This window comes from Mesorhizobium shonense (assembly GCF_040545255.1).
GTDB classification, from domain to species: Bacteria; Pseudomonadota; Alphaproteobacteria; order Rhizobiales; family Rhizobiaceae; genus Mesorhizobium; species Mesorhizobium shonense.
The window spans coordinates 464,644-489,001 of record NZ_JBEPLM010000003.1 but is presented as its reverse complement, the minus strand read 5'-3'; the positions used below and the strand labels follow the sequence as shown (position 1 = coordinate 489,001).

Sequence of the window (24,358 nt, the reverse complement as noted above, 5' to 3'; positions counted from 1 at the left end):
GGAGGGCGCAGCTTGGCCGCGCTCTTCTCGTTTGGACCACCATCGACCCTCTGATTGCACAGGATGTCTGACTGGCGAACAGGAGGCAGAGTGAGATCTGCAAAGCGATCTGCTCACATATCGATCGCTGATGCTCCGCTGCCATGTGCAATGGATGTCATCGCCAAATCCGATTTATGTGGACAAAACTTTTCTCTGTGTAGCTAGCGACGTTCTCCCAAGTTGATTCAGACTATGCTCGTGAGAGTTTGGTTTCAGGGGCAGGGGTGGCAATGGATATTGTTCACGTATATCGGTCAGCACAGACTGCTTTTTCAAAAGTTACAATTGCTATGGCGGCAGGTATAATTCAAGCAGCTCGATCTGATATCGCTACTTTTCAAAAATGGAAGGAGAATTACATAAAGATTTTTGAGAGTATGCAATTCAGCGAGAGGCGTGTACTGTTAGAACTAAAACAGTACAATCTGCTCCTTTACGTATATGATAGGTTAAAGAGTAACATATATGTTTTACTAACGAACGATGATGTGCAAACAATTGCAAATGTTGAACAATTTTTAAACCAGTTTATTCGGTCTATAGGTCCGTATATCGATAACTACATAGCTTCAGCGGCAGAAAAAGTATCTGACGTGAAGCCAAAACTATCGATAGTTTTCCCGCTTGGGGTCAATAGAAGCACCACTGCCGATTTGATCGACGAGCAAGTTTGGTTTTTCAAAGTGTTTAATAGCGCCTACTCGGAGATGGACAAGTCAGCGGAGGGACTCCCGACGATAAGGCGGGTAGAGAATATCGATGTGTCCATAGCTGTTGAGGTCAATTGGCAATTTATGTTGGTCACTGCGGCCTTCTTGTATGCGGCTGTCGTGAAAATAAATAAGAAGAGGAAACACGAGAGCACTGTTGACGCACTTAGAGAGTTGGGGGTCGGCGATGATACTATAAGGCGAGTAGACGAAGAAATATCAAAAGTAGAAGACGAAGGATTTGAACAGGCGATTAATGAAATTTCGTCGGTGTACGAAGGAGTTAAGGACGGAAATATTGAGCCAGCGCTTAGAGCTTATTTTAACAGAATTCGCGAAGCAAAGGCAAAAGGCTACCAAATAGGCGTTGACTTGCCTGAGTCAAAACCGGGAACAAAGAAGCCTCTCCCGGAAGAGATAGCTAAGCACCCTGAATTGGAACACATTAGGCGTTTGATGGCCTATGACAGACAGCAGGATCAGCAAGTGGATTTGACACCAAAGGCGATAGAGGGGAGCTAGGTCGCCACTGTAAGTTGGTCAACTCTCGCGGCGAGCTATGCACCCGAACGCCGAACTCAAGCTCACGAATTCATCCGACGGGCAAAATGCTCATACGTCACACACCAGGGGTCGTTCTCGGCGGCTCTTTCCTCGCCGATCCAATGGAAGCTGTCGGCGGTGATCTCGGTGAACCGCCATCGCGCTTGCAGGCCGCGCGAGTCGTCGCCGATCTGGACAATGTCCTTGCCCTCGGCCCGCCCGATCTGGCGCGAGTAATCCTGATTGAGCGGATCGCTCCAGATGATGTGCCAGCCGTCGATCCCGGGATCGAAGACACGCAAAGTCGTGCCGTACATGGTGGACGGCGCAGGGCGCTTGGGCCTGATCCAGACGTCCTGTATAGCGCGGCCTTCGAGCACCCAGCCAAAATGGCATTCACCATCCGATTTCTCGATCGTGCCGTCGTCGCGGTAGTGGACCGTCTCCATTTCCCAGCTTCCGATTAGCCACCCATAGAGGTCCATGTCTTTCGCCCGGTCTGCAGGCTGACCTTCGGACCCGAGAGCAGCGAGAAAGGGGGAAATCGTCATGATTTTTCTCCAACGGATAGGCGAGCAACGACAAGACGCCGGAAGATCGCCGCCATAACGTCGCAGCGTTGTGGGTTCCGGGTCTTGGGAAAAATTGCTGTAATGCCGCTATGGTGAGGGCTGCTCGCGGGCAGACTCCATCCTTCCGATCCTGCTCTGCGACCTCAGCCCCGCTTGCAGGCGAAGGTGCTGGGAAGCGCGCTTACGGTTGAGCGCCGCCTTACTCGTGCCTTGCCTCGATGATCCCGACCATGGCGCGCGTAAATTCGACCATGCTGTTGGCCGTGATGGCTGCATTGTCGGGGCTCTGGCCGATATGTTCGGCTGCTCCGCAGCATGAACGGCGGATGCGATCGTAGTGCGGGTCTCTTTCATCGTCCGGCAAGCTTGCCAAATTCAGGGCTCGACGGTGAAGCATGCGCAACAGCTGCGCCAGCGCTGTTTCGACACTCATGCGTTTTGCTCCGCATCGGTCGAACGTCTCGGCACATAAGTGCCGGATCGTCGATCAGGGGGCAGTTTTCGTCCCCGATACGGAAAGGCTGCGCCCTAGCCGTTAATATATCGTTGCCTGCTAATATTCGTTGCAAATCCCCAGGCCAGGTAGCCCGCGCCGGTGGGAGACGAAAGCAAATCAAAGCCCGGCGCGAGGCAACCAAAGTCGATGGCGAGTTCGCTGGCATAGCGGCGCTCATTAGTATTTCGAAATTTAGCGATCGGTAAAATACACCAGCAACGATGCTTGGTAAGAGTTGATTCAACCATTGCTGGTAGTATACAAAGTGGCGGCTCCGACTAGGGGTAGGGTGCCTGAGCGCCGGAGCCGCCTGCGCGGGCGATGGGTGTAGAACCGCGCTGTCCCAGAATAGGACAGCGTGGTCTACGATTCGTTAATCGGATAAACGAAAATCGTGGACAGCGGACAGAGGGGCGGGGGCTAGCCCTCACCCCGCGGCGCTGTCGGCGATCCAGTCGGTCAGGCTCTTCGCGAAACTGCGCGGCACGATGAGGTCGCAGGCGGTTTCGGCTGTGCGGAGCAGAAGCACCGGTACGTGGTGAAAGGCGGTCTGCCAGGCGCGGCCGGGCGCCGCGGCGGGCGACGACCAGTCGACAGCGACGCATTTGGAAAGAATTTCGGGGAGGCGCGTCCCGTCCATCCTGAGGCGCAAGCGGCCTTCGCCAAGAGAGACCGAGCAGCCAAGTTCGGGATCGATGGTCAGCGGTTTTGCGCTGGCCTCGAAAATCAACCAGAGACGGCGCGGCGCAACCCGGACGATCAGGATATCGGCATGGCGGGCCGTTTCGCCAACCGCAGCGGGCAGGGGGGCGCCCAATGCCTGCGAGACGCTCGCCTCGAATTTTGCCAGCGTTGCGTCCCAGCCTTCGATCTGGACGATCGGGCAATCGGCCGCCGACAGGCTGAAGTCTTTCAACGACAGAGGCTCAACCATGCAGTCGCTCTCCCTTGGGGTCGAGGAATACAGACGACACGATCCTGGCGCGGACCGTCTCGGCCCGCATCGGATAGGCGGCGACGAGCTCGCTTCCCTCTGTCGCGACATTGCCGGCGAGCAGCGCCAGTCCGACATAGCGGCCGAGCTCGGGGCTGAAGGTGACGGACGTGATCCGGCCACGTCCGTGGCCGGCGACGGCATCGCCGGGCAGGAACAAGATCGCCCCGCCGCGCAGCCGGCTGCCGTCCTCGATGCATTCCAGTCCAACCAGTCGCTGGCGGTCGGGCGAAAGAAATGCCGGGCGATGCCGCAGGACTTCGCCGACGAAGCCGGTGCGCTTGCCGGCCATGCGGCCAAGGCCGAGATCGTCGAGCGTGGTGCGGCCATCGATCTCCGGCCCGGCGACGTGGCCCTTCTCGACGCGCAGCGCGCCCAGCGCCTCGACCCCGTAGGGTTTCAGGCCGAATGGCGCGCCAACTTCGATCAGGCGGCTCCAGAGCCGCTCGCCGCGGCTGGCACCGACATAGATCTCGTAGGCGCGCTCGCCGGAATAGCTGAGGCGGATGACGCGCAGCGCCCGTCCGTCGAACTCGGCCTCGATGAAGCCCATATGCGGCAGCGCCTCGTTCGAGACGTCGAGCCCCGGGAATGCGGCGGCCAGGATATCGCGGCTCTTCGGGCCGGCGACCGACATCGCCGCCCATTCGTCGCTGACCGAGGTGACGGCGACTCGCAGCTCCGGCCATGCGGTGTCGAGCAGGAATTCCAGCCGCGACAGCACATCGGCCGCCTTGGCGGTCGAGGTTGTCATGAAGAACTGGGTTTCCGAAAGCCGCGTGGTCGCGCCGTCGTCGAAGACGATGCCGTCGTCGCGCAGCATGATGCCGTAGCGCGCGCGGCCGACCGGCAGCTTGGCGAAGCCGTTGGCATAGACACGGTCGAGGAAGGCGGCGGCATCCGGCCCCTGCACGTCGATCTTGCCGAGGGTGGAGATGTCCATCAGTCCGGCTGCCTGGCGCACGGTGCGCATCTCGGCGACATAGGCTTCGTTCACGTCGCGTCCGGCGCCGCGGTAGAAATAGGGCCGCATCCAGAGCCCGACCTCGAGCATCTCGGCGCCGTTGCCCAAGTGCCAGTCATGCATCGGCGTGCGGCGGATCGGCTTGAAATGGTGGCCGACGGCACGACCGGCGAGCGCGCCGATGGCGACCGGCGCATAGGGCGGGCGAAAGGTCGTGGTCCCGGTTTGCGCGATCGTCGCCTGGCGCAGTGCCGCCATGGCCGAGAGCGCGGCGAAATTGCTGGTCTTGCCCTGGTCGGTGCCCATGCCGAGTGTGGTGTAGCGCTTCAGGTGCTCGACCGATTCATAGCCTTCGCGGTGGGCGAGCTCGATGTCCTTCGCGGTCACATCCATCTGGAAATCGACAAAGGCCTTGCCGCGCCCGGCGGACGGGATCGCTCGGAACGCATTGGCTGCGGATTCGCCGAGATCGAGCTTCAAAGGCGCCGGCACCGCTGCCGATTTTCCGCAGGACGATGCTGCTTCAATGCCGGCGCGGTGGCCGTCCTCAATGGCGTCGGCGGTCGAGAAGCGGCCCATGATGGCGCCAGCGCCGAACTGGCCCGCCGCAAAGCCGCCAGGAACGAAGCCATCGATCTCGCCGCGATAGACCGGCTTGACGCCGAGATGCGAGGTGAGATGCACGCTCGGCGACCAGCCGCCGGACAGGCAGACCAGGTCGCAGGCAATTTCCAGATTGCCGTCCGGTCCGGCAAGTCCCGCGGCCTTCACCGTATGGCCCCCGCGCAGGTCGGCGATCCGGCTGCCGGTTCGGATCGCTATGTTCAGGCGCCGGGCTTCCACCGCCGGCGCGGCGGCCGGCGCGCCGCGCTGATCAGCGACAATCACCTCGGCGCCGGCGGCGGCGAGGTCGAAAGCGGCGCGGTAGGCGCCGTCATTCGTGGTGGCGATGACGATCTTCTTGCCCGGCAGGACGGCGAAACGGTTGAGGTAGCTCCGGGCGGCGGACGCCAGCATGACGCCCGGCCGGTCATTGTTGGAAAAGATCAGCGGCCGCTCGATGGCCCCTGTAGCAAAGACGATCGAGCGGGCGTGAAGCATGGTGAAGACCTGGCGCGCGGCGCTTTCCGCTGCCGGACCGTCGCGCCGCTCGATCAGCCCCAGCGTATTGCCGTCGAAGGTACCGAACGCCATCGTCCTGCGCATCAGGGTGACGTCGTCGAGGCCCGCCAGTTCTGCCTCGACCGCGCTCAGCCAGGCGGCCGCATCTGCGTCCGGGCGCTCGGACAGCAGCTGGCCGCCGAGCAAAAAGTCCTGCTCGATGAGAGCGACGCTGGCGCCAGCGGCCGCAGCCGCGCGCGCCGCCGAGAGGCCGGCAGGGCCGCCGCCGACGACGGCGACGTCGGCAAAGGCGTGCCGTGCCTCGTAGCGGCCGGGATCCGGCTCGGTGCCGGCTCGACCCAGACCCGCCGCCTTGCGGATGAAATGCTCATAGAACATCCAGGCGCGCCGCGTCGGCCCCATGAACGTCTTGTAGTAGAAGCCGGCGGAGAGGAAGGGCGCAAACAGCCCGTTGATGCTCTGCATGTCGAAGGCGAGCGAGGGCCAGCGGTTCTGGCTTTCGGCAGTCATGCCGTCCGCCAGCTCGAGCGTCGTCGCCGGCAGGTTCGGCTCGCGCCGTCCGCCGGTGCCGAGCGTGACCAGCGCGTTCGGCTCCTCCGGACCGGCCGAAAATATGCCGCGCGGCCGGTGATATTTGAAGCTGCGGCCGGTCAGCGTGATGCCGTTGGCGAGCAGGGCGGAAGCGAGCGTGTCGCCTTGATAGCCGGTGAGCTCGCGGCCATCGAAGACAAAGCCCAGCGGCTGCGCGCGGTCGATGCGGCCGCCGGTGGCGAGGCGATTTCCGATCCTGTTCATGCGGGCATTTTCCTGGCCGTTTTCCGGGCGAAGCCGACCCATGCGATGACGTGGTTTCTGGTGTCGCGCTCGATGATCAGCCATTGCCGGCAGCCGGTCACGTGCTGCCAGAATTCGCGATGCGATCCGGCCGGATTGTCCCGCACATAGACATAGCGGTACCAGGCTTCCGGATCGGGATCGTCATGCGCCGGACGCGCCACCGAAGCGTCGCCGCCATAGCGGAACTCGTCATGGTCGCGCGGGCCGCAGCACGGGCATTCGATGCGAAGCATTTTCTCTTGCTCTCTATTGCAACCAGGCCGAGGGGCCGACACCGGCTTCGTCGAGCGTGCGGCCGGTGCGAAAACGGTCGAGGCGATAGGCGGCGATCAGCGGATGCGGCTTGCCGGTCGCCAGCGTGTGCGCAAAGCACCAACCCGAGGCGGGCGTGGCCTTGAAGCCGCCATAGCACCAGCCGCCATTGAGATAGAGCCCGTCGATCGGCGTCGGGCAGATGATCGGGCTGGCGTCGGGCGTCATGTCCATCACGCCGCCCCAATGGCGCAGCAGCCTCACGCGCGAGATGCAAGGCATCAGCGCGATTGCCGCCTCCGCCACCTCGCGCACGACGCCGAGATTGCCGCGCTGGGCGTAGGAATTGTAGCCGTCGAGATTGCCGCCGAAGACCAGCCCGCCCTTGTCGGACTGGCTGACATAGAAATGATCGGCGCCATAGGCCACGACATGGTCGACCAGCGGTTTCAGCGGCTCGGTGACGAAGGCCTGCAGCACGTGGCTTTCGATCGGCAGTTCCAGCCCGGCCTTCTGGCCGAGCACCGACGTATGGCCGGCGACCGCCAGGCCGACCTTGCCGGCGCCGATGCGGCCCTTGCTCGTCTCCACGCCGACGATCCTGTCGCCGTCGCGGACGAAACCGGTCACCTCGCAGTTCTGGATGATGTCGACGCCATGGCCGTCGGCGCCGCGCGCATAGCCCCAGGCGACGGCATCGTGGCGGGCGGTGCCGGCGCGGCCCTGAAGGATCGCGCCATGGATCGGAAATCGCGCCGTGTCGGAGAAATCGAGATAGGGCACCAGCCGCCGCACCTCCTCGCGGTCGAGGATATCGGCGTCGATGCCGTTCAGCCGCATGATGTTGGCGCGATGGCTGAACGTGTCGAGCTGATCGGCCGAATGGGCGGTGACGATCTGGCCGCGCTGCGAGAACATCACGTTGAAGTTCAGCGCCTGCGACAGTCCTTCCCACAGCTTGACCGAGAATTCGTAGAACTGGGTGTTGCCGTCGAGCAGGTAGTTGGAGCGGATGACGGTGGTGTTGCGGCCGACATTGCCGCCGCCGACATAGCCTTTCTCCAGCACCGCGACATTGCGGATGCCGTGGTTCTCGGCCAGGTAGAACGCCGTGGCGAGGCCATGCCCGCCGCCGCCGACAATGATCACGTCGTAGGCCGGCTTCGGCTCGGCGGCTCGCCAGGCGCGCTGCCAGTTCTTCTGGCCGGACAGGCCGTTGCGGAAAATCGAGAACGCCGAGTAGCGCATGGTCATCGTCTAGCGAACGATCGGGCCTGTCGGAGTGCGCGTCAGCACTTCGGCGCCGGTCTCTGTTAGAAGCACGGTGTTGGAGATGAAATCGTCGCCGCGGCCCGTGCCCATCAGCCAGGACAGGATATGGAAGCTCATGCCGGTCTCGATCTCGAGATCGGAATCGTGCCTCAGGCCCGTCACCGAATTGCCGCCCGTCCAGGACGGCGGCTGGCCGATGCCGACGAGATAGCCGCAATGATGGCGGCGATAGTGCGACAGGCCCGCCTCGTCGGCGACGCCCTGCCAGGCGGCGTAGACCTCGCGCGCCCTGACGCCTGGCCTGAGCGCCTTGACGACGGCATTGAACGCCTTGGCTGTCACCTCGGCCATGGCGGCGTCCTCGTCCTTGATGACGCCGATGCGGATCAGCCGGCCAAGCGGCGCATGGTAGCGCGAGACGCAGCCGGACAGTTCGGCGAAAACCGGCTCGCCGCGGCGATAGATGCCATCGCCCCAGGTCGTGTGCTCTTCGCCGAGCCGAGCGGCCGGGCGGATGAACGGGCCGAAGCCCGGCGCATGGCCGCCTGCGCGCGCCATTGCCGCCACGCATTCCGCGGCGACCTCCTGCTCGGCGGCGCCGTCGTGGATCGCCGCGATCGCGGCGCCCGCGGCGGCATCCGTGACCTTGGCGGCGCGGCGCATCAGCGCCTGTTCCTCGGCGCTCTTCACCAGCCGCATCCTGTCGACCAGGCCGGAGACGTCGCTCCACTTGGCGTCGGCCTGCGCCTCGAGCTTCAGCGCGAGGCCGTGGCTGAGGCCCGAGGTCCAGTGTTCGAGGCCGATGCGCTTACCTGTCAGGCCAAGTTCGGCAAGCACGCGCGCGGCGAGATCGGCGGCCGTCTCGCTGTCGGAATGGCCGCGGAATTGCGCTGCCTTCACCTGGTTCTCGATCGTCACCTTCTCCATCGACCGGGTGACCAGCACCGGCTGCCGGTCGACTGTGACGATCAGCAGATGCGGCGCGAAATAGCCCCAATGGTCGAGGCCGGTGAGATAGAAAATGTTCTCCGGCGAGGCGAAGACGGCGGCATCGAGCCCGCGCTCGGCCAACGCCTTGCGCACCTTCGAAAGGCGGCCGGCGATCTCGGCTTCCGTAAAGGGATTGCGGTCCATTCTAGATCCTCGAAAATGCCTGTTGCAGGGGTGGTCAGTTGATGACGATGAGATCGCGGGCCACGTCGCAGAGCCGCTCGCCGCCATGTTCGGCCACGACGAAGGACTCCGAAATGGCGACGCCGAAATCGTCGAGCCAGACGCCGGCCATGAAGTGGAAGCACATGCCGGGCTCGAGCTCGGTCTTATCGCCGGGCCTCAAGCTCGCGGTGCGTTCGCCCCAATCCGGCGGGTAGGCGAGGCCGACCGGGTAGCCGACCCGGCTTTCCTTCTTCAGTCCGTTCCGGCGCAGCACTGCCTGCCAGGCGGCTTCAACCTGTTCGGCGGTGTTGCCGGGCCGCGCCATTTCGAGCCCTGCATCGACGCCTTCGACGATCACCTTGGCCATGTCGGAGAGGGCGGCCGGCGGCTTGCCGAAATGCACCGTCCGGGTCAGCGCCGCATGGTAGCGCCGCCTAACACCGGCGATCTCGACGATGGCAAGCCCGCTGTCTGGAAGCGGCGCGTCCGACCAGGTCAGGTGCGGGGTGCTCGTGCCTTCGCCGACCGGCATCAACGGACAGATGGCGGCATAGTCGCCGCCGGCGCCAGCCACGCCCATGATCTGCGCGTGATAGATCTCGGCGATGACATGGTTTTGCGGCACGCCGGGCCGCATCTTTTCGAAGGCGCGGTTCATGGCGTTGCTGCAGATCGCGCCCGCCTCGCGGATCAGCGCCAGCTCGCCGTCCGATTTCACCAGGCGCGCCCAGTTGACCAGGTCGTGATTGTTGGCGAAGCGCGCCCCGGGCAGGCCATTAACGAGATGGGCGTGGCAGCGCGCGGTATAGTAATGCGCATCCATCTCGACGCCGATGCGCGCTCGGTCCCAGCCGCGCGCCCTGATCAGCCCGGCGAGCTCGTCATAGGGATGCTCGACCGGGTGCTGCACCAGCCGCTCTGAGAACGGGACGATGTTTTGTTCGGGCAGGCCTGTGGTCATGCGGGCGCTCTTGGCGTCCTGCGCCCTGCCGAACCAGATCGGGCGGTCTTCCTCCAGATGAACGAGCACGCATTGCGGCACGTAGAAGGACCAGCCGTCATAGCCGGTCAGCCAGCACATGTTGGCGGGGTCCTGGCAGATGATGAGATCGAATCCGGCCTTTTCCATGCGGTGCTTCACGTCGGTCAGGCGCCGCGCATATTCCGCCTTGGTGAACCCGCCGGACCCGCTCAAAACCGTCTCCTCCTATTGCCGCCGCCGAACGCGACTCGCAGCCCGCAATTTCAGGGAAATCGCCTGTAATTGTGCACAACTGTTCAATGTTTGGGCCGGTCGACGGTGCGACAGCGGCTATTTTTAGAGATTCGTACAGCGCATCTTGCGATATGTCCAGATGAGTTGTATACGTCTTATGAGCTGAGCGATGGAGGAGAAACGTCGTTCGAGCCAAGCAATCATTGAAAGCAAAGGGGAACGCATGTTCATGTCACAGATATCCCGCCGCGCGGTTGTGAAAGCCGCCGCCTGCCTTGCGCTCGCCGCGACCGCATTCACGTCGCTGCCGGCCAAGGCGGAGACGACCCTCGAGCGCGCCAAGAAGGACGGCTACATCCGCGTCGGCTTTGCCAACGAGGCACCGTTCGGTTTCGCGACGCCCGACGGCAAGCTGACCGGCGAAGCGCCCGAGGTCGCCAAGGCGGTGCTCGCCAAGATGGGCATCCAGCAGGTGGACGGCGTGCTGACCGAGTTCGGCTCGCTCATCCCGGGCCTCAAGGCCGGCCGCTTCGACATCATCGCCGCCGGCATGTTCATCAATCCGAAGCGTTGCGCCGAGATCAATTTCTCGGAGCCGTCCTACGGTATCGGCGAGGCAATGCTGGTGCCGAAGGGCAATCCGAAAGGCTTGAAGGACTATTCGAGCATCAAGGACAATCCTGATCTCAAGCTCGCCGTGATGGCAGGCGCCGTCGAGGGCGGCATTGCCAAGGACGCAGGCGTCGCCGACGCGCAGCTCGTCACCTTGCCCGACCAGTCCAGCCTGGTTGCCGCGGTCCAGTCTGGCCGCGCCGATGCGGCCACGCTGACGGCGCTCTCGATCGCCGAAATGGCCAAGAAGGCCGATGGCGTAGAATCGACAAAGCCGTTCGGCGAGGTTGCCGGCAAGTCGATCAAGGGCCATGGCGGCTTCGGCTTCCGCAAGGAAGACACCGATTTGCAGGAAGCGTTCAACGCCGAGCTGAAGAAGTTCATCGGATCGCCTGAGCATATCGCGCTGGTCGAGCCGCTCGGATTCGGCAAGGACTATCTGCCGAACAAGACCACCGCGCAGCTCTGCAAGGGCGAATAAGTTCCCAACTGCTGGCGGCGCGAAAGCGCCGCCCTCTTTTTTCCTGGAGGGCAGATGGGAATCCGCACGTTAGTTGCCATGCTGGTTGTCGCGCTCGCCGTGATCGGCGTGCTGGCGACGCAAGAATCCTATAGGCTGTTCCTGCCGGGTCTGCTGCAGGGCGCACTCCTGACGATCGAGATTGCCATCCTTGGCAGCCTGCTGGCGATCGTCATGGGCGTGCTTGCAGCGCTCGCGCGCATGTACGGAGCGGCGCCGCTCAGGTGGCTGGCGACCGTTTATGTCGAGATCTTCCGCGGCACCTCGGCGCTGGTGCAGTTGTTCTGGCTGTTTTTCGTGCTGCCGCAATTCGGCGTCACGCTCAACGCCTTCCTTGTCGCCGTGCTGGCGCTCGGCCTGAATGTCGGGGCTTACGGGTCGGAGGTCGTGCGCGGCGCCATCCAGTCGGTCGCGCGCGGCCAATGGGAAGCGGGAACGGCGCTCAACATGAGCCGGTCGCAGATGCTGCGCCGGATCATCCTGCCGCAGGCCTTCGTCGCCATGATCCCGCCCTGGGGCAATCTGTTCATCGAGCTTCTGAAAGCGACGGCGCTGGTCTCGCTGATCACGCTCACCGACCTTGCCTTCAAGGCGCAGCAGATGAACCAGACCACGTTCAAGACCATTCCCATCTTCACGCTGGTGCTGCTGATGTATCTCGCAATGTCGCTGGTCGTCTCCATCGGCATGCGGCTTCTTGAGAGGCGGGCTTCGCTCGGCCTGGCGCGGGGGAGGGCGGCATGATCTGGGATTGGAGTTTTACCTTGCAGATCCTGCCGGTGCTGGCCCACGCGGCAATCATCTCGATCGAGGCAACGCTGCTCGGCTTTGTCATCGCCGCCTCGCTCGGCCTTGTCCTGGCGGTGGTCCGCATCGCCGTGCCGTGGACCGGCTGGACGATCTCGGTGCTGGTCGAGCTGATCCGCTCGACGCCGCTGCTCATCCAGATATTCTTTATCTATTTCGTGTTTCCAAAATTCGGCCTCGTGATCGATGCGTTCACCGCTGGCGTTGTCGCCATCGGCGTCCATTACGCCGCCTATTGCTCGGAGGTCTACCGCGCCGGCTTCGACAATATCCACCGCGGCCAATGGGAAGCATCGATCGCTCTTAATCTCCCGCAATGGATAACTTTCCGCGATATCATCATCCCACAGGTCATCCCGCCGATCGTGCCGGCGCTCGGCAACTATCTGGTCGCGCTGTTCAAGGAAACGCCGCTGCTTTCGGCGATCGCGGTGCTGGAACTCATGCAGACCGCCAAGATCATCGGTTCCGAGACCTTCCGCTACACCGAGCCGATGACGCTGGTCGGCCTGTTCTTTCTGGCGATGAGCCTGGTATCGGCCGCGCTTATCCGTGCGCTTGAGCGCTTTCTCAACCGGAGGACCGTGCGATGACCGAACAACCGATGGTCCGTTTCGACAACGTCTCCAAACGCTACGGCGCGCTGACCGTTCTGGACGGATTGAGCCTGGACATCGCCCGTGGCGAGAAAGTCTCCATCATAGGCCCGTCCGGCTCCGGCAAGACCACCGTGCTGCGCATGCTGATGACGCTGGAAACCATCAATGACGGCGTCATCTGGGTGGAAGGCGAACCTCTCACGCATATGGAGAAGAACGGCAAGCTCGTGCCGGCCGATCTTGCCCATATCCGCCGCGTTCGCGCCAAGATCGGCATGGTCTTCCAGTCGTTCAACCTTTTCCCGCACATGACTGCGTTGCAGAACTGCATCGAGGCGCCGATAACGGTTCTCGGCATGAAGCGGAAGGATGCGGAGGAGCGCGCGGCCGAGTTGCTCAATATGGTCGGCCTGTCGGAGAAGAAGGACCACTATCCCTCGCAGCTCTCCGGAGGCCAGCAGCAGCGCGTAGCGATTGCCCGCGCCTGCGCCATGCGGCCGAAGATCATGCTGTTCGACGAGGTGACCTCGGCGCTCGATCCGGAGCTTGTCGGCGAAGTGCTGCAGGTGATAAGGCAGCTCGGCCGTGAGCATGACCTGACCATGCTGATGGTCACCCACCAGATGGGCTTCGCCAAGGAATTTTCAGACCGGGTCTGTTTCTTCTATCAGGGCAAGATCTGCGAACAGGGATCGCCGAGCCAGTTGTTCGGCGCACCGAAGAATGAGCGGACGCGGCAATTCCTGCACGCCGTCCTGGAGGCTGGATGACGCTCGAGACGGATGCCTCGGCCGCGACCGTGACCGCGTCGCCCCCGCGTCCGCTTTCGGCGCGAGAACGGTTCGAACGCATCTACCTGATCCTGCGCGACCGCATCTGCCTGCTCGACTACCCGCCGGGAAGCCGGCTTTCCGAGGAGGAGCTCGCCCAGGAATTCGAGATCAGCCGCACGCCGGTCCGGCGCGTCCTGGCGCGCCTCGAGTCCGAAGGCCTGGTTCAATCCGTCCATGGCGTCGGCACGATCGTCACCGACGTCGACATCGAGGAATTGCAGCAGGTCTATCACCTGCGCCTGGAACTGGCGCTGCTGGTCGGCAAGCTTTCGCCGATTCCACGCACGGCCGCCGACCTTGATCGGATCCGTGCGCTCATTGCGCGCTGCGATTCCGACATGCTCAATCCGGATCAGCGCGCCTTCCTGCAGCTCAACATGGATTTCTTCACCGAGCTGTCCGGCATGACCGGCAACCAGCCGCTGCGCGACATCAGCGAAAGGCTGTATTTCCAGGTAGCGCGCGTCGTCCTCAAGATGATGCCGCAACTGGGCCTCGTGGAGGAGTTCACCGCGTTCCGGCGCGAAATGGAGGAGGTCCTGGCCGCCGCCGAGATCGGCGACTGGGAATCGATCGGGCATATCAGGCGCGCCCACATCTCCATGAGCTTCCGTCGCATGATGCGCCACGCAGGGGCGGCTGGCGATTTAGAAGGCAACTAACCGCATCTTCGGAACGTCTCGCCTGGAATTTGCTGGCGCAGTTCCTGGCAAGAAAAGCGCAGGAGCAAGTCATTGGAATTGCCCTTCCCCATGGCAGAGCGGCTGAAGTTCATCGCCCGGCTGCTGGACGGCGAGAAGATGCGGTGCTTTGCCGGAGTTCGATATCTCGCGCAAGACGGGCTACAAGGTCCTCACACGCTACAACGACAATGGCTTGGAAGGGTTGACGGACCGGTCGCGCCGGCCATACCGCCACGCCAATCAGCTTCCACGCCTGCGGCATCGATCGGCGATCGGGTCTATGCCGTGCCGAGCCTTCCGTTGCCGCTTTACGTCTAGAGATTTGGACGGCTCTATCCCGCTGCTAGGGCTCTAGATCGCTCACTGGTCGAGCGGGTCGTGGAAGGCAATGGCGGGGGCTCTCCAGCCGCCCGGCATCTGCAAGGACGCAAAGCTGCGCTCGACGTCGGCGGTGTAGGCGTTGTCATTGGCAAAGTGGTCCCAAAGGATCAAACCAACAATCAGCGCGATCACGACCAAAGGCCATCGCATAGGACCCTCCCTCAGGGCTCCTCGCAACGCCATTATCTTCCTACTCTGTTTCGTTTACAAGCAATCGCTAATATAATTAAAAAACTCGCCGGGCGAGGCCCCCAACAACTGCCTCTAAGAGCCCGACGAGCTGCCGGGGATCAAACCGGCAACAGCTTCAGTGCAAGCCCGGTGCCAGCAATTCCCGTCCTGAAATGAGACATGTGAAGCAATCGCCAGCGCTCAGCTTGGTTCGTGCCCTCAGTCGTCAAGCGACACGACCCAGTTTCCGCCTTTGTCCTCGAAGTTGTAGGTGTAGCTGGCGGAAAAGGCGCAACCGGTGGACACCCCGTCCCTAGTCTTGGATCCGCGACGGTCGCTCATTCCTCAAGCGGAACATTAGCGCGCCCATAAGGTTTCTCTGAGGTAAGTCCAGCATACCCTGGTGGAAAATCATGGCCGAGTTGGCATTCGCTTTCGCATACTATTCAGGGCTGACCGGCTCTGACATGTTGGGCGCTGTCGTGTCTCTAATGGCGGGCCTGCTTCTCTACGGCGTTATGCGCCAGGACCGGCCGAACTGATCGTCTTGGCGGAGATTGAGTGCAAGCAGGCGCCAATGTAGCTTGCAGGTGGGAGGGGGCGTCGGGCTTGTCCGTGCTCATATGGGGTTAGTTCGTTGCTTCTAGGAATCCATCATATTGCAATCATCTGCAGTGACTACGAGCTGTCGAAGCAGTTCTACAACAAGCTCGATTTCGTCATCGTCGACGAAAATTGGCGAGCCGAAAAGCAATCTTGGAAGTGCGACTTGCGGCATGGTCCTGTCCAGATCGAATTGTTCAGTTTTCCCATGCCGCCCAGCCGGCCGACCAGGCCTGAGGCATGCGGACTACGACACGTAGCGTTCTCGGTGGACTCAGTAGAGGCGACAGCCCGGTTGCTTCGGGCACGAGGCATCGAAGTTGAGCCTATCCGCATAGACCCTCACACAGGACGTTCGTTTACTTTCGTGGCAGACCCCGACGGTCTCCCCATTGAGTTCTACGAGGATCGAGTTTGACAGTCGGGGCATTGCGACGAGAAGAATGCGGAGCTGCCGGCATCCGGCTGACGGTCGGAAAAGCGAAGTCGCGCCAGTTGTGCGCACTCCGCTAGAGCATGTCTCCCGAAAGTGGGAACCGGTTTCGGGACAAAGACATGCTTAAAGTCAAAAACCTAAAGCAGGTTGCGTGAATGCTTTTTCACGCGACCTGCTTTAGATGGTTTCAAGCCGGCTGAACCGAACCGGGATGAGTTTCCGAGTCTCGAGTTGCCCAGCAGCATCCTTGTCGATGATAGTCAGAAACTGTACTTCTTCAGACGCCAAAGGCAGAACAATGCGTCCCCCTGGCTTGAGCTGATTCAACAAAGCCGGCGGCGTCCGCTCAGCCGCCACGCTAACCAGGATCTTGTCGAATGGGGCGTGCTCGGGCCAGCCGCGAGACCCGTCTCCGACACGAATGGCGACATTCGAGAAGCCAAGGCCCTGCAGCAGAGCCTCGGCATGGCTTGCGAATTCCTCGATGATTTCGACACTCCAAACTTGTCCTGCGAGTTCCGCGAGGATCGCGGATTGATAGCCCAGGCCAGTCCCGATCTCGAGCACCGTTTCGTGCGGTTGGGGAGCTACGAGATCGGTCATCAGAGCGACAATGAAGGGCTGCGACACGGTCTTATCGAAGCCGATCGGCAGCGGCATGTCCTGGTAGGCATAAGGCGCGACCGCAGCTGGCACGAAGAGATGTCGCGGGACCCGCCGCATCGATGCCATCACCCGCTCATCGAGCGTTGCCTTGCCGAGTTCTTCGCTTGCAAGATCGGCATGGATGGCAATCATCTCGACCATGTGCCTGCGTAGAACCGCAAGATGCTTTTCGTTCATCGGTTTCACGACGGTGAGGCTTTCCTCGACCAGCTGCTGCCAAAAGCATTATATCCTGTTCGTCGCGTCACAGTAACCGACAAGGCCGATGCGCTGGCGGCTGCGGCGATCGAAGGGGCTTGTGGAACCAAGTTGTCCGCAGGGCATCCGGTTTGGCTGGGGTTCTTGGAAGCTTTTCGAACTTTCTGCCTAGCACCTCCAGCCGAATTGCCGGTGCTTATGAAAGAGATTGGCTATCGGAACACGCAGTGGGGCAGCATTGATCAATGCACTGGCTCAGGAAACAAAATGGTCCTTGGCAGCGTCATCGCAGTGAAATCCACTTAGGCGTTGCGTTCGTTCGCCTCGCTAGGCAGCTTGATGATGTAGTTAATATCGTCGAAATGTTCGATCGTATAATGCGCGTCGGCATCGTATTTTTCGCCATCCGCGTTGAATTCAACAGCGAAGAATTTGCGACCGCCGTCAAATGAAGCGATCACCGAATCAGCTAGGAAGGATACCGGCGATCTAGATAGCTTGTAGCCTACGGTCTCTCCTTCCATTATCTTTCCATCGGCGTCCTTGTAAGCTATCACCCAAATAAACCTTGGCATGAACTGAAGCTCAGAATAACTGGCGACGTCCGGCTCGATATAGCGCTGCTTGATAAATTCCTCAGCTTCCGGGGTAAGCGTGATGTTCCTTACTAGCTTCATTTCACACAAAGCCCCGTAGTCGAAGGAGTGCCAAACCTTGGACCGGCTGGATGACTTTCTTTCAGCGGCGGCCGCCGCCGCCATAGCTGCCGCCGATTCCTTTTGGCGCCGGCGCAGTCGGATCACAATTCCCGGAGCCACCCGACTTCGAGACTGTGAAGCTTCCCACCGGCGTCGAATAGTGGCAATCGGTCCCTAGTTTCCCATTGTCAACGCCTACAGTCACACCGGATTGCCATCGTCGTCCCTGCGCTCGGGGTCGAGCGCAAACAAGCCGGCGGCTATCTGGAGCGGGTTCCAGATACGATTGATGATGTTCTGGTGGTTGAGTGGCGTTCCTTCAGCCGAAGGAAATACGAGCCCATCAGGACCGTTGGGCGTAGTCAATGAAGTCAGGAGGTAGGCACCGGACGATATCGAGCCAAACATCGGATTCGGCCTGGCTCATGCCCTCCGGCGCTGGCGATATGGCGGAGGTGCCAGCTTATGGCGACTGACATCATCGCCAAGATGGCCGCTGAGGCAACCACCAAGGCTACGGCGAAGCTCGCCGAAATCGAGCTTGCTGCCAAATACGTGGCACACTTGATGGAAGCCCTGCACGGCGAGCGCTGCCGCATCGATATCAGCCATAAGCACGGCCATGTCCTTGTGGTGACGCGGCTCGGCTGATCAATTGTCCTTCGGACACTTGAAGGCCCGGCTGCTTCGGTGGCAGGGCTGTCAGTGACGGATGGCGGTCCAGATTAGAAATCCCGCCAAAATGACAGCCGACGCTACAATGTTGCGCACGACCCCGCGTCGTAGCGAGGCTTCCAGCCCAAATTGCTTTATCGCCCTTCGCGGATCGGAGCGGAAATCCTCTTCCATTTGGCGGCGGATTTTTTGCTGCAAATCGTCTTCTGACATCTAACCCTCACGGCTAAGCGGCTCCGGCGGTCTGGCCTTCATGTGTCTAGTGGCAGAAAAGTCACGCGGCTTTAATATGCGGGGCTTCAACTAGGGCGCGCTTATTATCCATCTTAGCGGGGCGTACCGTCCTGCCGGCGAGGGGTCACTGGAGCGCTCGCTGCGGCAACGTAGCGGGCGCTTCCGTTTCGGGCGATGGCAATCCAGGCTGTCGGGCTTCGGCTTCCGGGCCTTTTTCGTTAGCCCACTCTCCGGCAGGACCGCCAGCGCGCGGTCTCGATGTCGTCACGGGAAATCCCCATGTCGCTGAGCATGTCGTCCGGTGAGTCGCTCAGATCGTCCGGTGCCTTCAACAGCGCCTTCTGATCGGCTCGGCGGCCGAACCAATCGACAACGGGACCAGCTACGACAAGGGGAAGGTTCACAAGCATAGGAAGGTTCACAAGCATCGGGGTACTCCCTTCAACGCTGCACAAGCTAGGCCGATGCTCCGGTGCGTCTGTGACAGAACTCACAGACCCATTAGTGTCCGCTAATTCAAGAACGTGCCGAGAACGTCACGGCGATTCCGTGTTCCATCCGTGTTCCATGGAGTGAGCGGGAAGGTTTTGTAATGCGTGGAAAAACAACGGGTTAGGTGAAAACGTGTTGCAAAGGCGATGTAACACGGTCCGGAGACCATGTTTTCAGATAAAGCATTGTTCCTGCTTGATTATTTTAGTGGCTGGGGAACCTGGATTCGAACCAGGACTAACGGAGTCAGAGTCCGTGGGTCTACCGTTAACCTATTCCCCAGCAGGCGCGGTTTGTGCCGCGCGAAGCGGGCGGCTCAAGCGCCGCGAGCGCTGCCTTGTAGCCGCCGCCGGAAAATAGTCAACCCCGCGCGGCGTTTCAATCGCAGGCTTTTTTCTCGCTTGGTCGCCGAGCGCTTGGGAAGGCTCAGTTTTCGCCGCGGCTGTATTGCGAATGCTCGAAGAACAGCACCACGCAGAGCCCGATGAGCAGCGGGATGATGAGATAGAACAGGCGGAAGACCAGCAGCGCTGCCAGCACGCCGACCGGGTCCATGTCGGACAGCCCGGCGAGGAAGACGACCTCGAACACGCCGAGCCCGCCTGGCGCGTGCGAGAGCTGCGCCACCGAGAACGACATCACGAAGACGCCGAGCACGACGAAATAGCCGGGATTGCCTGCCGCGGGCAGGGCAAAGAAGATGATCGCGGCGGCCGCCAGCAATTCGATCGGGCCGATCAGCAACTGCCGCGCCACGATCGGCAGTGCTGGATAATGCAACTGGAAGCTGCCGATCTTGAGGGGCTTGAGATGCAGCCAGCTGCCGAAGACGTAGGCGCCGACCAGGATCAGCATGGCGAGGCCCGCGGCTATCGCCGGTCCGTGGTGCGGGGCGCCGGAGAAGCGGTCGACGATCTGCGGCTCCAGCACCAGCACGAGGCCGGCGGCGAGCAGGCTGGAGAGCACGAACGTGATCCAGCAGATCGCCACCAGCACGCCGACATCCTGGCCGGTGAGGCCTCTCGTGCCATAGGCGCGGTAGCGGATCACCGCGCCCGACAGCACCGAGCCGCCGATATTGTGCGACAGCGCATAGGTGGTGAAGGAGCACAGCGTGACGAACAGCCACGACACTTTTTTGCCGATATGGAGCAGCGCGATGTGGTCGTAGCCGGCGAGCGAGGCATAGGCGACGACCGAGCTCAGCGCCGCCAGTATCCAGCCGCGCGGCGGAATGGCGATGATACCGGCCCAGACGTCGTCGAGTGAAATGCCGCGCAGTTCGTGGATGAGCAGCCAGAGTGAGAACACCACGGCCGCTATGCCGATGACCGGCCAGAAATAACGCCTCCAGTTCATGGCAAGATCGTCATGCGTTGCTGCTCATGAGTTGCTGTTGCCCGGCCTCTCTATCCCTCGCTTGAGAAATGCCTGATCGAAGCCGGCTATTCAACCGGCATGAGATTGCCCCGGCGTGACGGTGCCAAAAATCGGACCATGCGCTCTTGGTGATTGCAGATAGCGCTGCTAGTCTGTTCTCAACTTGAAACAAATCGAGGTGCCTGCTGCGTCCTTCCCGGTTCGCGCGGCGCCGGAAGGAATTGAAGTGGAAGACCACGATACCGGCGCGGGCGCGTCGGCAGTGGGCATGTCCGGGGCATCGCCGGCGGAGCCGGCGGGCCCGTCCGCGGGACGGTTCAGCCGCCATGCGGGCGCGCATGCAAAACATGCCGACAATCAAGGCGAGAACCAGAAGGGCAAGACGCGCAAGCGCCGCAAGCGCAGGCGCGGCCGCAAGGTTTTCGCGCGCGATGAAAACGGCGCCATACCGCACGCGGCACCCGCCGCCAATTCCGCCAGCCGCATGCCCGAGCCTGCGCCGATCGTGCCGCAGCCGCGGCTGGCGGTTTCAAGCGTGCCGCGTCCGCCGCAGCACGAACTGCCGGTATTTGCCGCGCTCGATCTCGGCACCAACAACTGCCGGCTTCTGGTTGCGGTGCCGGGCCGGCACGGCCAGTTCCGCGTCATTGATGCCTTCTCGCGCATCGTCAGGCTGGGCGAGGGACTCTCCACCAGCGGCCGGCTCGGCCAGGCTGCCATGGACCGCGCCGTCGAGGCGCTCAAAGTCTGCGGCGAGAAGCTGCGCAACCGCAAGATCAGGAAGGCCAGGCTGATCGCCACCGAGGCCTGCCGCTCGGCTGCAAACGGCGTCGAGTTCCTCGAACGCGTCGAACGCGAGGCCGGGCTGAAGCTGGAGATTATCGATCGCCAGACCGAGGCCCGCCTTGCGGTTTCCGGCTGCGGCTCGCTGGTCGAGCGCGACACGCGCGGCGTGGTGCTGTTCGACATCGGCGGCGGCTCCTCCGAGATCGCGCTGATCGACCTCACGCGCGGCCAGCGCTCGCCGCGGCTCGCCAACCACATCGTCTCCTGGACGTCGCTGCCCGTGGGTGTCGTCTCGCTTGCCGAGCGTTTCGGCGGCCGCACGGTGACGCGCGAGACGTTCTCAGCGATGGTCGACGACGTCGCGATGCGGCTCAAGGCCTTCGATGGGCGCGACCGGCTCGCGCATGTGCTCGCCAGCCCCCAATTCCATCTGCTTGGCACGTCCGGCACGGTGACGACGCTGGCCGGCGTCCATCTCGATCTCGAACGCTATGACCGCCGCCGGGTCGACGGGCTCTGGATGGACCGCACAAGCGTCGATCGCATGGTGGAAAAACTGATCGGCTGGGATTTCCAGCAGCGCGTCGCCAATCCCTGCATCGGCGCCGATCGCGCCGACCTCGTGCTTGCCGGCTGCGCCATCCTGGAAGCGATCCGCGGCGTGTGGCCGTCCGAGCGCTTGCGCGTCGCCGACCGCGGCCTGCGCGAGGGCATATTGAGCGAGCTGATGGCCGACGACGGCGTCTGGCGCCATGACGGACGCCGCTAGACCAATTCCAGCAAAAGTGCGCAGCGGTTTTGCGTCCAGAATTGCGTAAACTGGGTGAGTATGATCCCAAAAAGTGGAATCCGGTTTTTGGAAAAGATCATGCGCAAAAGAGAACGTTTATGACAAAGAAGCCGGAAAAACCGGGCTCGGCCGGCATGCGCGTGCTGAAAACCAGGATCAAGAAGAAGAGCGGACTGAAGGAGTCCTCGCGCCGCTGGCTCGAGCGCCATATGAACGATCCCTATGTGCAGCGCTCCAAGGCCGACGGCTATCGCTCCCGCGCCGCCTACAAGCTGACCGAGATCGACGACAAACACCATCTCTTGAAGCCCGGCATGAAGGTGATCGATTTGGGCGCCGCTCCCGGCGGCTGGTGCCAGGTGGCGGCCGCGCGGACGAAGTCAACGGCGGAAAATCCGCATGTCGTCGGCATCGACTATCTCGAGATGGACGCGGTGCCGGGCGCCGTCATCCTGCAATTGGATTTCCTCGATCCGGACGCGCCGCAAAAATTGTCCGAAGCGCTCGGGGGCCAGCCCGACGTCGTGCTGTCGGACATGGCGGCCCCCACCACCGGGCACCGCCGCACCGACCATCTGCGCACCATGCATCTGTGCGAAGTGGCGGCCGATTTCGCGCTGCAGGTTTTGAAGCCCGGCGGACATTTCCTCGCCAAGACCTTTCAGGGCGGGGCAGAGAACGAGCTCTTGTCGCGGCTGAAGCAGAATTTTCGCTCGGTCCACCATGTGAAGCCGCCGGCTTCGCGCGATGAATCGGTGGAGCTGTATTTGCTGGCGAAGGAGTTCAAGGGTCCTGGCACTTCGTCATTCTAGGGCGGAGCAAGGAGCGAAGCGACGCGCGCAGACCCTAGAATCCATTCCGTTACCTTGGCCAAGGAATACCACGGTCCAGAATTCGTATCCGATATTCGCCAGAGCTGCTCCGAGTTCTGCACTGCAGCGGCATGGAAACATCACGGCATGGATTCTAGGGTCTACGCTTCGCTTCGCTGCGCTCCGCCCTAGAATGACGAAGTCACGCAGGGGCGGTACCGTGAGCTACTTCCCCGCAGTCCCCACCGTCTCCAGCGTCTTCGGCGTCGTCAATCTTCCGTGGCCCGAAACCGCGTTGCCGGCATCGGGCGCCAGCCGCATGAAGGTCACCGATGCGATCGCCGACACCGCTGCGACGATGAAGAAGGCGATGTGGAAGTCGCTCAGCGTCAGCGGCCCGCCATGGATCGAGGTCGACACTTCCAGGATGCCGCCGGCCAGCGCCACGCCGAGCGCTATCGACAGCTGCTGGAACACGGCAACGATCGGCGTCGCCTTGCTGGTGTCGCCGGTCGAGACTTCGGCATAGGAGAGCGCATTGACGCCGGTGAAGAACATCGAGCGGATGAAACCGCCGACCAGCAGTATCGCGAGCATCAGCGCATAGGGTGTTTCGGGCGTGAACAGGCCGTAGATCGCGATCGAGCTGGCGGCAATGAGCGAGCCCCAGATCAGCACCCGGCGGAACCCGGCGAGCCGGAACAGCAGCGCGGTGACGAACTTCATGCCGATGGCGCCGATCGCCGAGACGAAGGTGATCATGCCGGACTGGAACGGCGTCAGGCCGAAGCCGATCTGGAACATCAGCGGCAACAGGAAAGGCACCGCGCCGATGCCGATGCGGAACAGCGAGCCGCCGAGCACGGAGGAGCGGAACACCTGGTTGCGGAACAGTGTCAGCGCGAGCAGCGGGTTCTTGGCGCGCCGCGCGTGCAGGAGGTAAAGCGTGCCCGAAACCAGGCCGACGGCAACCGTGATGAAGCCGGCGATCGGCGGCAAAGCGGGCAGGCTGACCACCGAGAGGCCGAAGACAATGCCGGACGCGGCGAGGCCGCTGAGCACGAAGCCGGGGAAATCCAGCGGCGGCGTCTCTGTGGGCTCGGTTTCCGGCAAATAACGGGTGGCGAGCCAGATGCCGGCGAGCCCGATCGGCACGTTGATGAGAAAAATCCAGTGCCAGGTGAAATAGGTGGTGATGAAGCCGCCGATCGGCGGACCGACCAGCGGTCCGACCAGCGCCGGCACCGTCAGCCACGACATCGCCGCGACCAGCTCGTTCTTGGGCGTAGTGCGCACCAGCACCAGGCGCCCGACCGGGGTCATCATGGCGCCGCCCATGCCTTGCAGGAAGCGCGACACCACGAAGGCCGGCAGCGAGTTGGAGAAGGCGCAGGCGATCGAGCCGGCGATGAAGACGGCGATCGCGGCGCGGAACACGTTCTTGGCGCCGAACCGGTCCGCCATCCAGCCGCTGATCGGAATGAAGATCGCCAGTGACACCAGATAGGCCGTCAGCGCCAGCTTCAGCGCGATCGGGCTGGTGTGGATATCGATGGCGATCGCCGGCAGCGAGGTAGCGATCACGGTCGAATCCATGTTCTCCATGAAAAGAGCGACCGCCAGGATGAGCGGGATGATGCGGTTCAAGGGGAAGCGCCCTGATTTGACTTCGCGATTCTAGGCCTGGCTGGGGGCGGGCCGGCACGCCCGGGCGGTATCATGCATTCGCCCGGATGTCGCATTAATTTGCTGTCACTTTTGCGCGACCGCAACCATGGTGGTGGACTGTCATGGCTTGCCAAATGCG

General features: G+C 62.1%; 27 protein-coding genes, 1 tRNA gene and 1 pseudogene. 12 read left to right on the top strand and 17 right to left on the bottom strand.

Features of this window, described 5'->3' with window-relative positions:
• Positions 1-272 precede the first annotated feature (272 nt).
• Complete coding sequence (locus ABID26_RS11910) at positions 273-1,274, top strand: hypothetical protein (protein WP_292345038.1); 1,002 nt, start codon at positions 273-275, stop codon at positions 1,272-1,274.
• Between the two features lie 62 nt (positions 1,275-1,336).
• Here ABID26_RS11910 and ABID26_RS11905 read toward each other — a convergent pair whose 3' ends face one another.
• The 8 genes from ABID26_RS11905 to ABID26_RS11870 all read right to left on the bottom strand — a co-directional run bounded on the left by ABID26_RS11905 (position 1,337) and on the right by ABID26_RS11870 (position 10,154).
• Complete coding sequence (locus ABID26_RS11905; protein WP_292345039.1) at positions 1,337-1,846, bottom strand: hypothetical protein; 510 nt, start codon at positions 1,844-1,846, stop codon at positions 1,337-1,339.
• Positions 1,847-2,066: 220 nt separating this feature from the next.
• A complete protein-coding gene (locus ABID26_RS11900) occupies positions 2,067-2,300 on the bottom strand; it encodes a hypothetical protein (RefSeq protein ID WP_292345040.1) in 234 nt (77 codons plus the stop codon).
• 490 nt (positions 2,301-2,790) lie between these two features.
• Positions 2,791-3,297, bottom strand: a complete 507-nt coding sequence (locus ABID26_RS11895; protein ID WP_292302675.1) for a sarcosine oxidase subunit gamma family protein — start codon at positions 3,295-3,297, stop codon at positions 2,791-2,793.
• A complete protein-coding gene (locus ABID26_RS11890) occupies positions 3,290-6,238 on the bottom strand; it encodes a sarcosine oxidase subunit alpha family protein (RefSeq protein WP_292345041.1) in 2,949 nt (982 codons plus the stop codon). The genes ABID26_RS11895 and ABID26_RS11890 overlap by 8 nt, the downstream gene beginning before the upstream one ends.
• On the bottom strand, positions 6,235-6,513 hold the full coding sequence (locus tag ABID26_RS11885; protein ID WP_126100072.1) for a sarcosine oxidase subunit delta: 279 nt from the start codon (positions 6,511-6,513) through the stop codon (positions 6,235-6,237). The genes ABID26_RS11890 and ABID26_RS11885 overlap by 4 nt, the downstream gene beginning before the upstream one ends.
• A 13-nt stretch (positions 6,514-6,526) precedes the next feature.
• Entirely contained in the window at positions 6,527-7,780 is a 1,254-nt protein-coding gene (locus ABID26_RS11880) for a sarcosine oxidase subunit beta family protein (protein WP_292345042.1), read from the bottom strand.
• Positions 7,781-7,789: 9 nt separating this feature from the next.
• A complete protein-coding gene (locus tag ABID26_RS11875; protein WP_292345043.1) occupies positions 7,790-8,938 on the bottom strand; it encodes a M24 family metallopeptidase in 1,149 nt (382 codons plus the stop codon).
• Positions 8,939-8,972: 34 nt separating this feature from the next.
• The gene (locus ABID26_RS11870) at positions 8,973-10,154 is read right to left on the bottom strand and encodes a M24 family metallopeptidase (RefSeq protein WP_292345044.1); all 1,182 of its coding nucleotides are present in this window, start codon (positions 10,152-10,154) and stop codon (positions 8,973-8,975) included.
• Between the two features lie 250 nt (positions 10,155-10,404).
• Here ABID26_RS11870 and ehuB point away from each other — a divergent pair, with 250 nt between their 5' ends.
• The 6 genes and pseudogenes from ehuB to ABID26_RS11840 all read left to right on the top strand — a co-directional run.
• Positions 10,405-11,268, top strand: coding sequence for an ectoine/hydroxyectoine ABC transporter substrate-binding protein EhuB (ehuB, locus tag ABID26_RS11865; protein ID WP_292345045.1), 864 nt, complete (start codon positions 10,405-10,407; stop codon positions 11,266-11,268).
• Positions 11,269-11,322: 54 nt separating this feature from the next.
• Entirely contained in the window at positions 11,323-12,051 is a 729-nt protein-coding gene (ehuC, locus tag ABID26_RS11860) for an ectoine/hydroxyectoine ABC transporter permease subunit EhuC (RefSeq protein WP_354415468.1), read from the top strand.
• Positions 12,048-12,707, top strand: a complete 660-nt coding sequence (gene ehuD, locus ABID26_RS11855) for an ectoine/hydroxyectoine ABC transporter permease subunit EhuD (RefSeq protein ID WP_292302668.1) — start codon at positions 12,048-12,050, stop codon at positions 12,705-12,707. The genes ehuC and ehuD overlap by 4 nt, the downstream gene beginning before the upstream one ends.
• Entirely contained in the window at positions 12,704-13,483 is a 780-nt protein-coding gene (gene ehuA, locus ABID26_RS11850; protein ID WP_292302667.1) for an ectoine/hydroxyectoine ABC transporter ATP-binding protein EhuA, read from the top strand. Before ehuD ends, ehuA begins: the two co-directional genes overlap by 4 nt.
• Positions 13,480-14,208, top strand: coding sequence for a GntR family transcriptional regulator (locus ABID26_RS11845; RefSeq protein WP_354415464.1), 729 nt, complete (start codon positions 13,480-13,482; stop codon positions 14,206-14,208). The genes ehuA and ABID26_RS11845 overlap by 4 nt, the downstream gene beginning before the upstream one ends.
• A gap of 90 nt (positions 14,209-14,298) precedes the next feature.
• Positions 14,299-14,479: pseudogene (locus ABID26_RS11840) on the top strand (helix-turn-helix domain-containing protein); the annotation flags it as partial.
• Positions 14,480-14,589: 110 nt separating this feature from the next.
• Here the strand turns inward: ABID26_RS11840 and ABID26_RS11835 are convergent.
• A complete protein-coding gene (locus tag ABID26_RS11835; protein WP_189521195.1) occupies positions 14,590-14,760 on the bottom strand; it encodes a hypothetical protein in 171 nt (56 codons plus the stop codon).
• Between the two features lie 658 nt (positions 14,761-15,418).
• Between ABID26_RS11835 and gloA2 the strand changes: the two genes are divergently transcribed.
• Entirely contained in the window at positions 15,419-15,802 is a 384-nt protein-coding gene (gloA2, locus tag ABID26_RS11830; RefSeq protein WP_126100080.1) for an SMU1112c/YaeR family gloxylase I-like metalloprotein, read from the top strand.
• Positions 15,803-15,997: 195 nt separating this feature from the next.
• Here the strand turns inward: gloA2 and ABID26_RS11825 are convergent, their stop codons facing one another.
• Positions 15,998-16,672, bottom strand: a complete 675-nt coding sequence (locus tag ABID26_RS11825) for a protein-L-isoaspartate(D-aspartate) O-methyltransferase (protein WP_354415461.1) — start codon at positions 16,670-16,672, stop codon at positions 15,998-16,000.
• Between ABID26_RS11825 and ABID26_RS11820 the strand changes: the two genes are divergently transcribed.
• Positions 16,649-16,990 carry a hypothetical protein gene (locus ABID26_RS11820; RefSeq protein WP_354415459.1) on the top strand — a complete coding sequence of 114 codons (342 nt, stop codon included), beginning with the start codon at positions 16,649-16,651 and terminating at the stop codon, positions 16,988-16,990. The two genes, ABID26_RS11825 and ABID26_RS11820, sit on opposite strands and share 24 nt — an antisense overlap.
• Here the strand turns inward: ABID26_RS11820 and ABID26_RS11815 are convergent.
• Entirely contained in the window at positions 16,987-17,445 is a 459-nt protein-coding gene (locus ABID26_RS11815; RefSeq protein WP_126100083.1) for a hypothetical protein, read from the bottom strand. The two genes, ABID26_RS11820 and ABID26_RS11815, sit on opposite strands and share 4 nt — an antisense overlap.
• A 138-nt stretch (positions 17,446-17,583) precedes the next feature.
• The gene (locus ABID26_RS11810) at positions 17,584-17,790 is read right to left on the bottom strand and encodes a hypothetical protein (protein ID WP_292302661.1); all 207 of its coding nucleotides are present in this window, start codon (positions 17,788-17,790) and stop codon (positions 17,584-17,586) included.
• A gap of 57 nt (positions 17,791-17,847) precedes the next feature.
• On the opposite strand from ABID26_RS11810, the gene ABID26_RS11805 reads away from it, so the two are divergent.
• Positions 17,848-18,033, top strand: a complete 186-nt coding sequence (locus ABID26_RS11805; RefSeq protein ID WP_292302660.1) for a hypothetical protein — start codon at positions 17,848-17,850, stop codon at positions 18,031-18,033.
• A 51-nt stretch (positions 18,034-18,084) separates the two neighbouring features.
• On the opposite strand, the gene ABID26_RS11800 is transcribed toward ABID26_RS11805, so the two are convergent.
• The 4 genes from ABID26_RS11800 to ABID26_RS11785 all read right to left on the bottom strand — a co-directional run bounded on the left by ABID26_RS11800 (position 18,085) and on the right by ABID26_RS11785 (position 20,142).
• Positions 18,085-18,270 carry a hypothetical protein gene (locus ABID26_RS11800; protein WP_292302659.1) on the bottom strand — a complete coding sequence of 62 codons (186 nt, stop codon included), beginning with the start codon at positions 18,268-18,270 and terminating at the stop codon, positions 18,085-18,087.
• A 239-nt stretch (positions 18,271-18,509) separates the two neighbouring features.
• The gene (locus tag ABID26_RS11795; protein ID WP_354415455.1) at positions 18,510-18,719 is read right to left on the bottom strand and encodes a hypothetical protein; all 210 of its coding nucleotides are present in this window, start codon (positions 18,717-18,719) and stop codon (positions 18,510-18,512) included.
• Between the two features lie 272 nt (positions 18,720-18,991).
• Positions 18,992-19,065 (bottom strand) — tRNA-Gln (locus ABID26_RS11790).
• A gap of 144 nt (positions 19,066-19,209) precedes the next feature.
• A complete protein-coding gene (locus ABID26_RS11785) occupies positions 19,210-20,142 on the bottom strand; it encodes a lysylphosphatidylglycerol synthase domain-containing protein (protein ID WP_292373140.1) in 933 nt (310 codons plus the stop codon).
• A 247-nt stretch (positions 20,143-20,389) separates the two neighbouring features.
• On the opposite strand from ABID26_RS11785, the gene ABID26_RS11780 reads away from it, so the two are divergent.
• Both ABID26_RS11780 and ABID26_RS11775 read left to right on the top strand, forming a co-directional pair.
• Entirely contained in the window at positions 20,390-21,718 is a 1,329-nt protein-coding gene (locus ABID26_RS11780; protein ID WP_354415453.1) for a Ppx/GppA phosphatase family protein, read from the top strand.
• A 119-nt stretch (positions 21,719-21,837) separates the two neighbouring features.
• Positions 21,838-22,551 (top strand): RlmE family RNA methyltransferase, encoded by a 714-nt coding sequence (locus ABID26_RS11775; protein WP_292301815.1) that lies wholly within the window; start codon positions 21,838-21,840, stop codon positions 22,549-22,551.
• A gap of 225 nt (positions 22,552-22,776) precedes the next feature.
• On the opposite strand, the gene ABID26_RS11770 is transcribed toward ABID26_RS11775, so the two are convergent.
• Entirely contained in the window at positions 22,777-24,198 is a 1,422-nt protein-coding gene (locus ABID26_RS11770) for an MFS transporter (RefSeq protein WP_292301816.1), read from the bottom strand.
• Positions 24,199-24,358 lie beyond the last annotated feature (160 nt).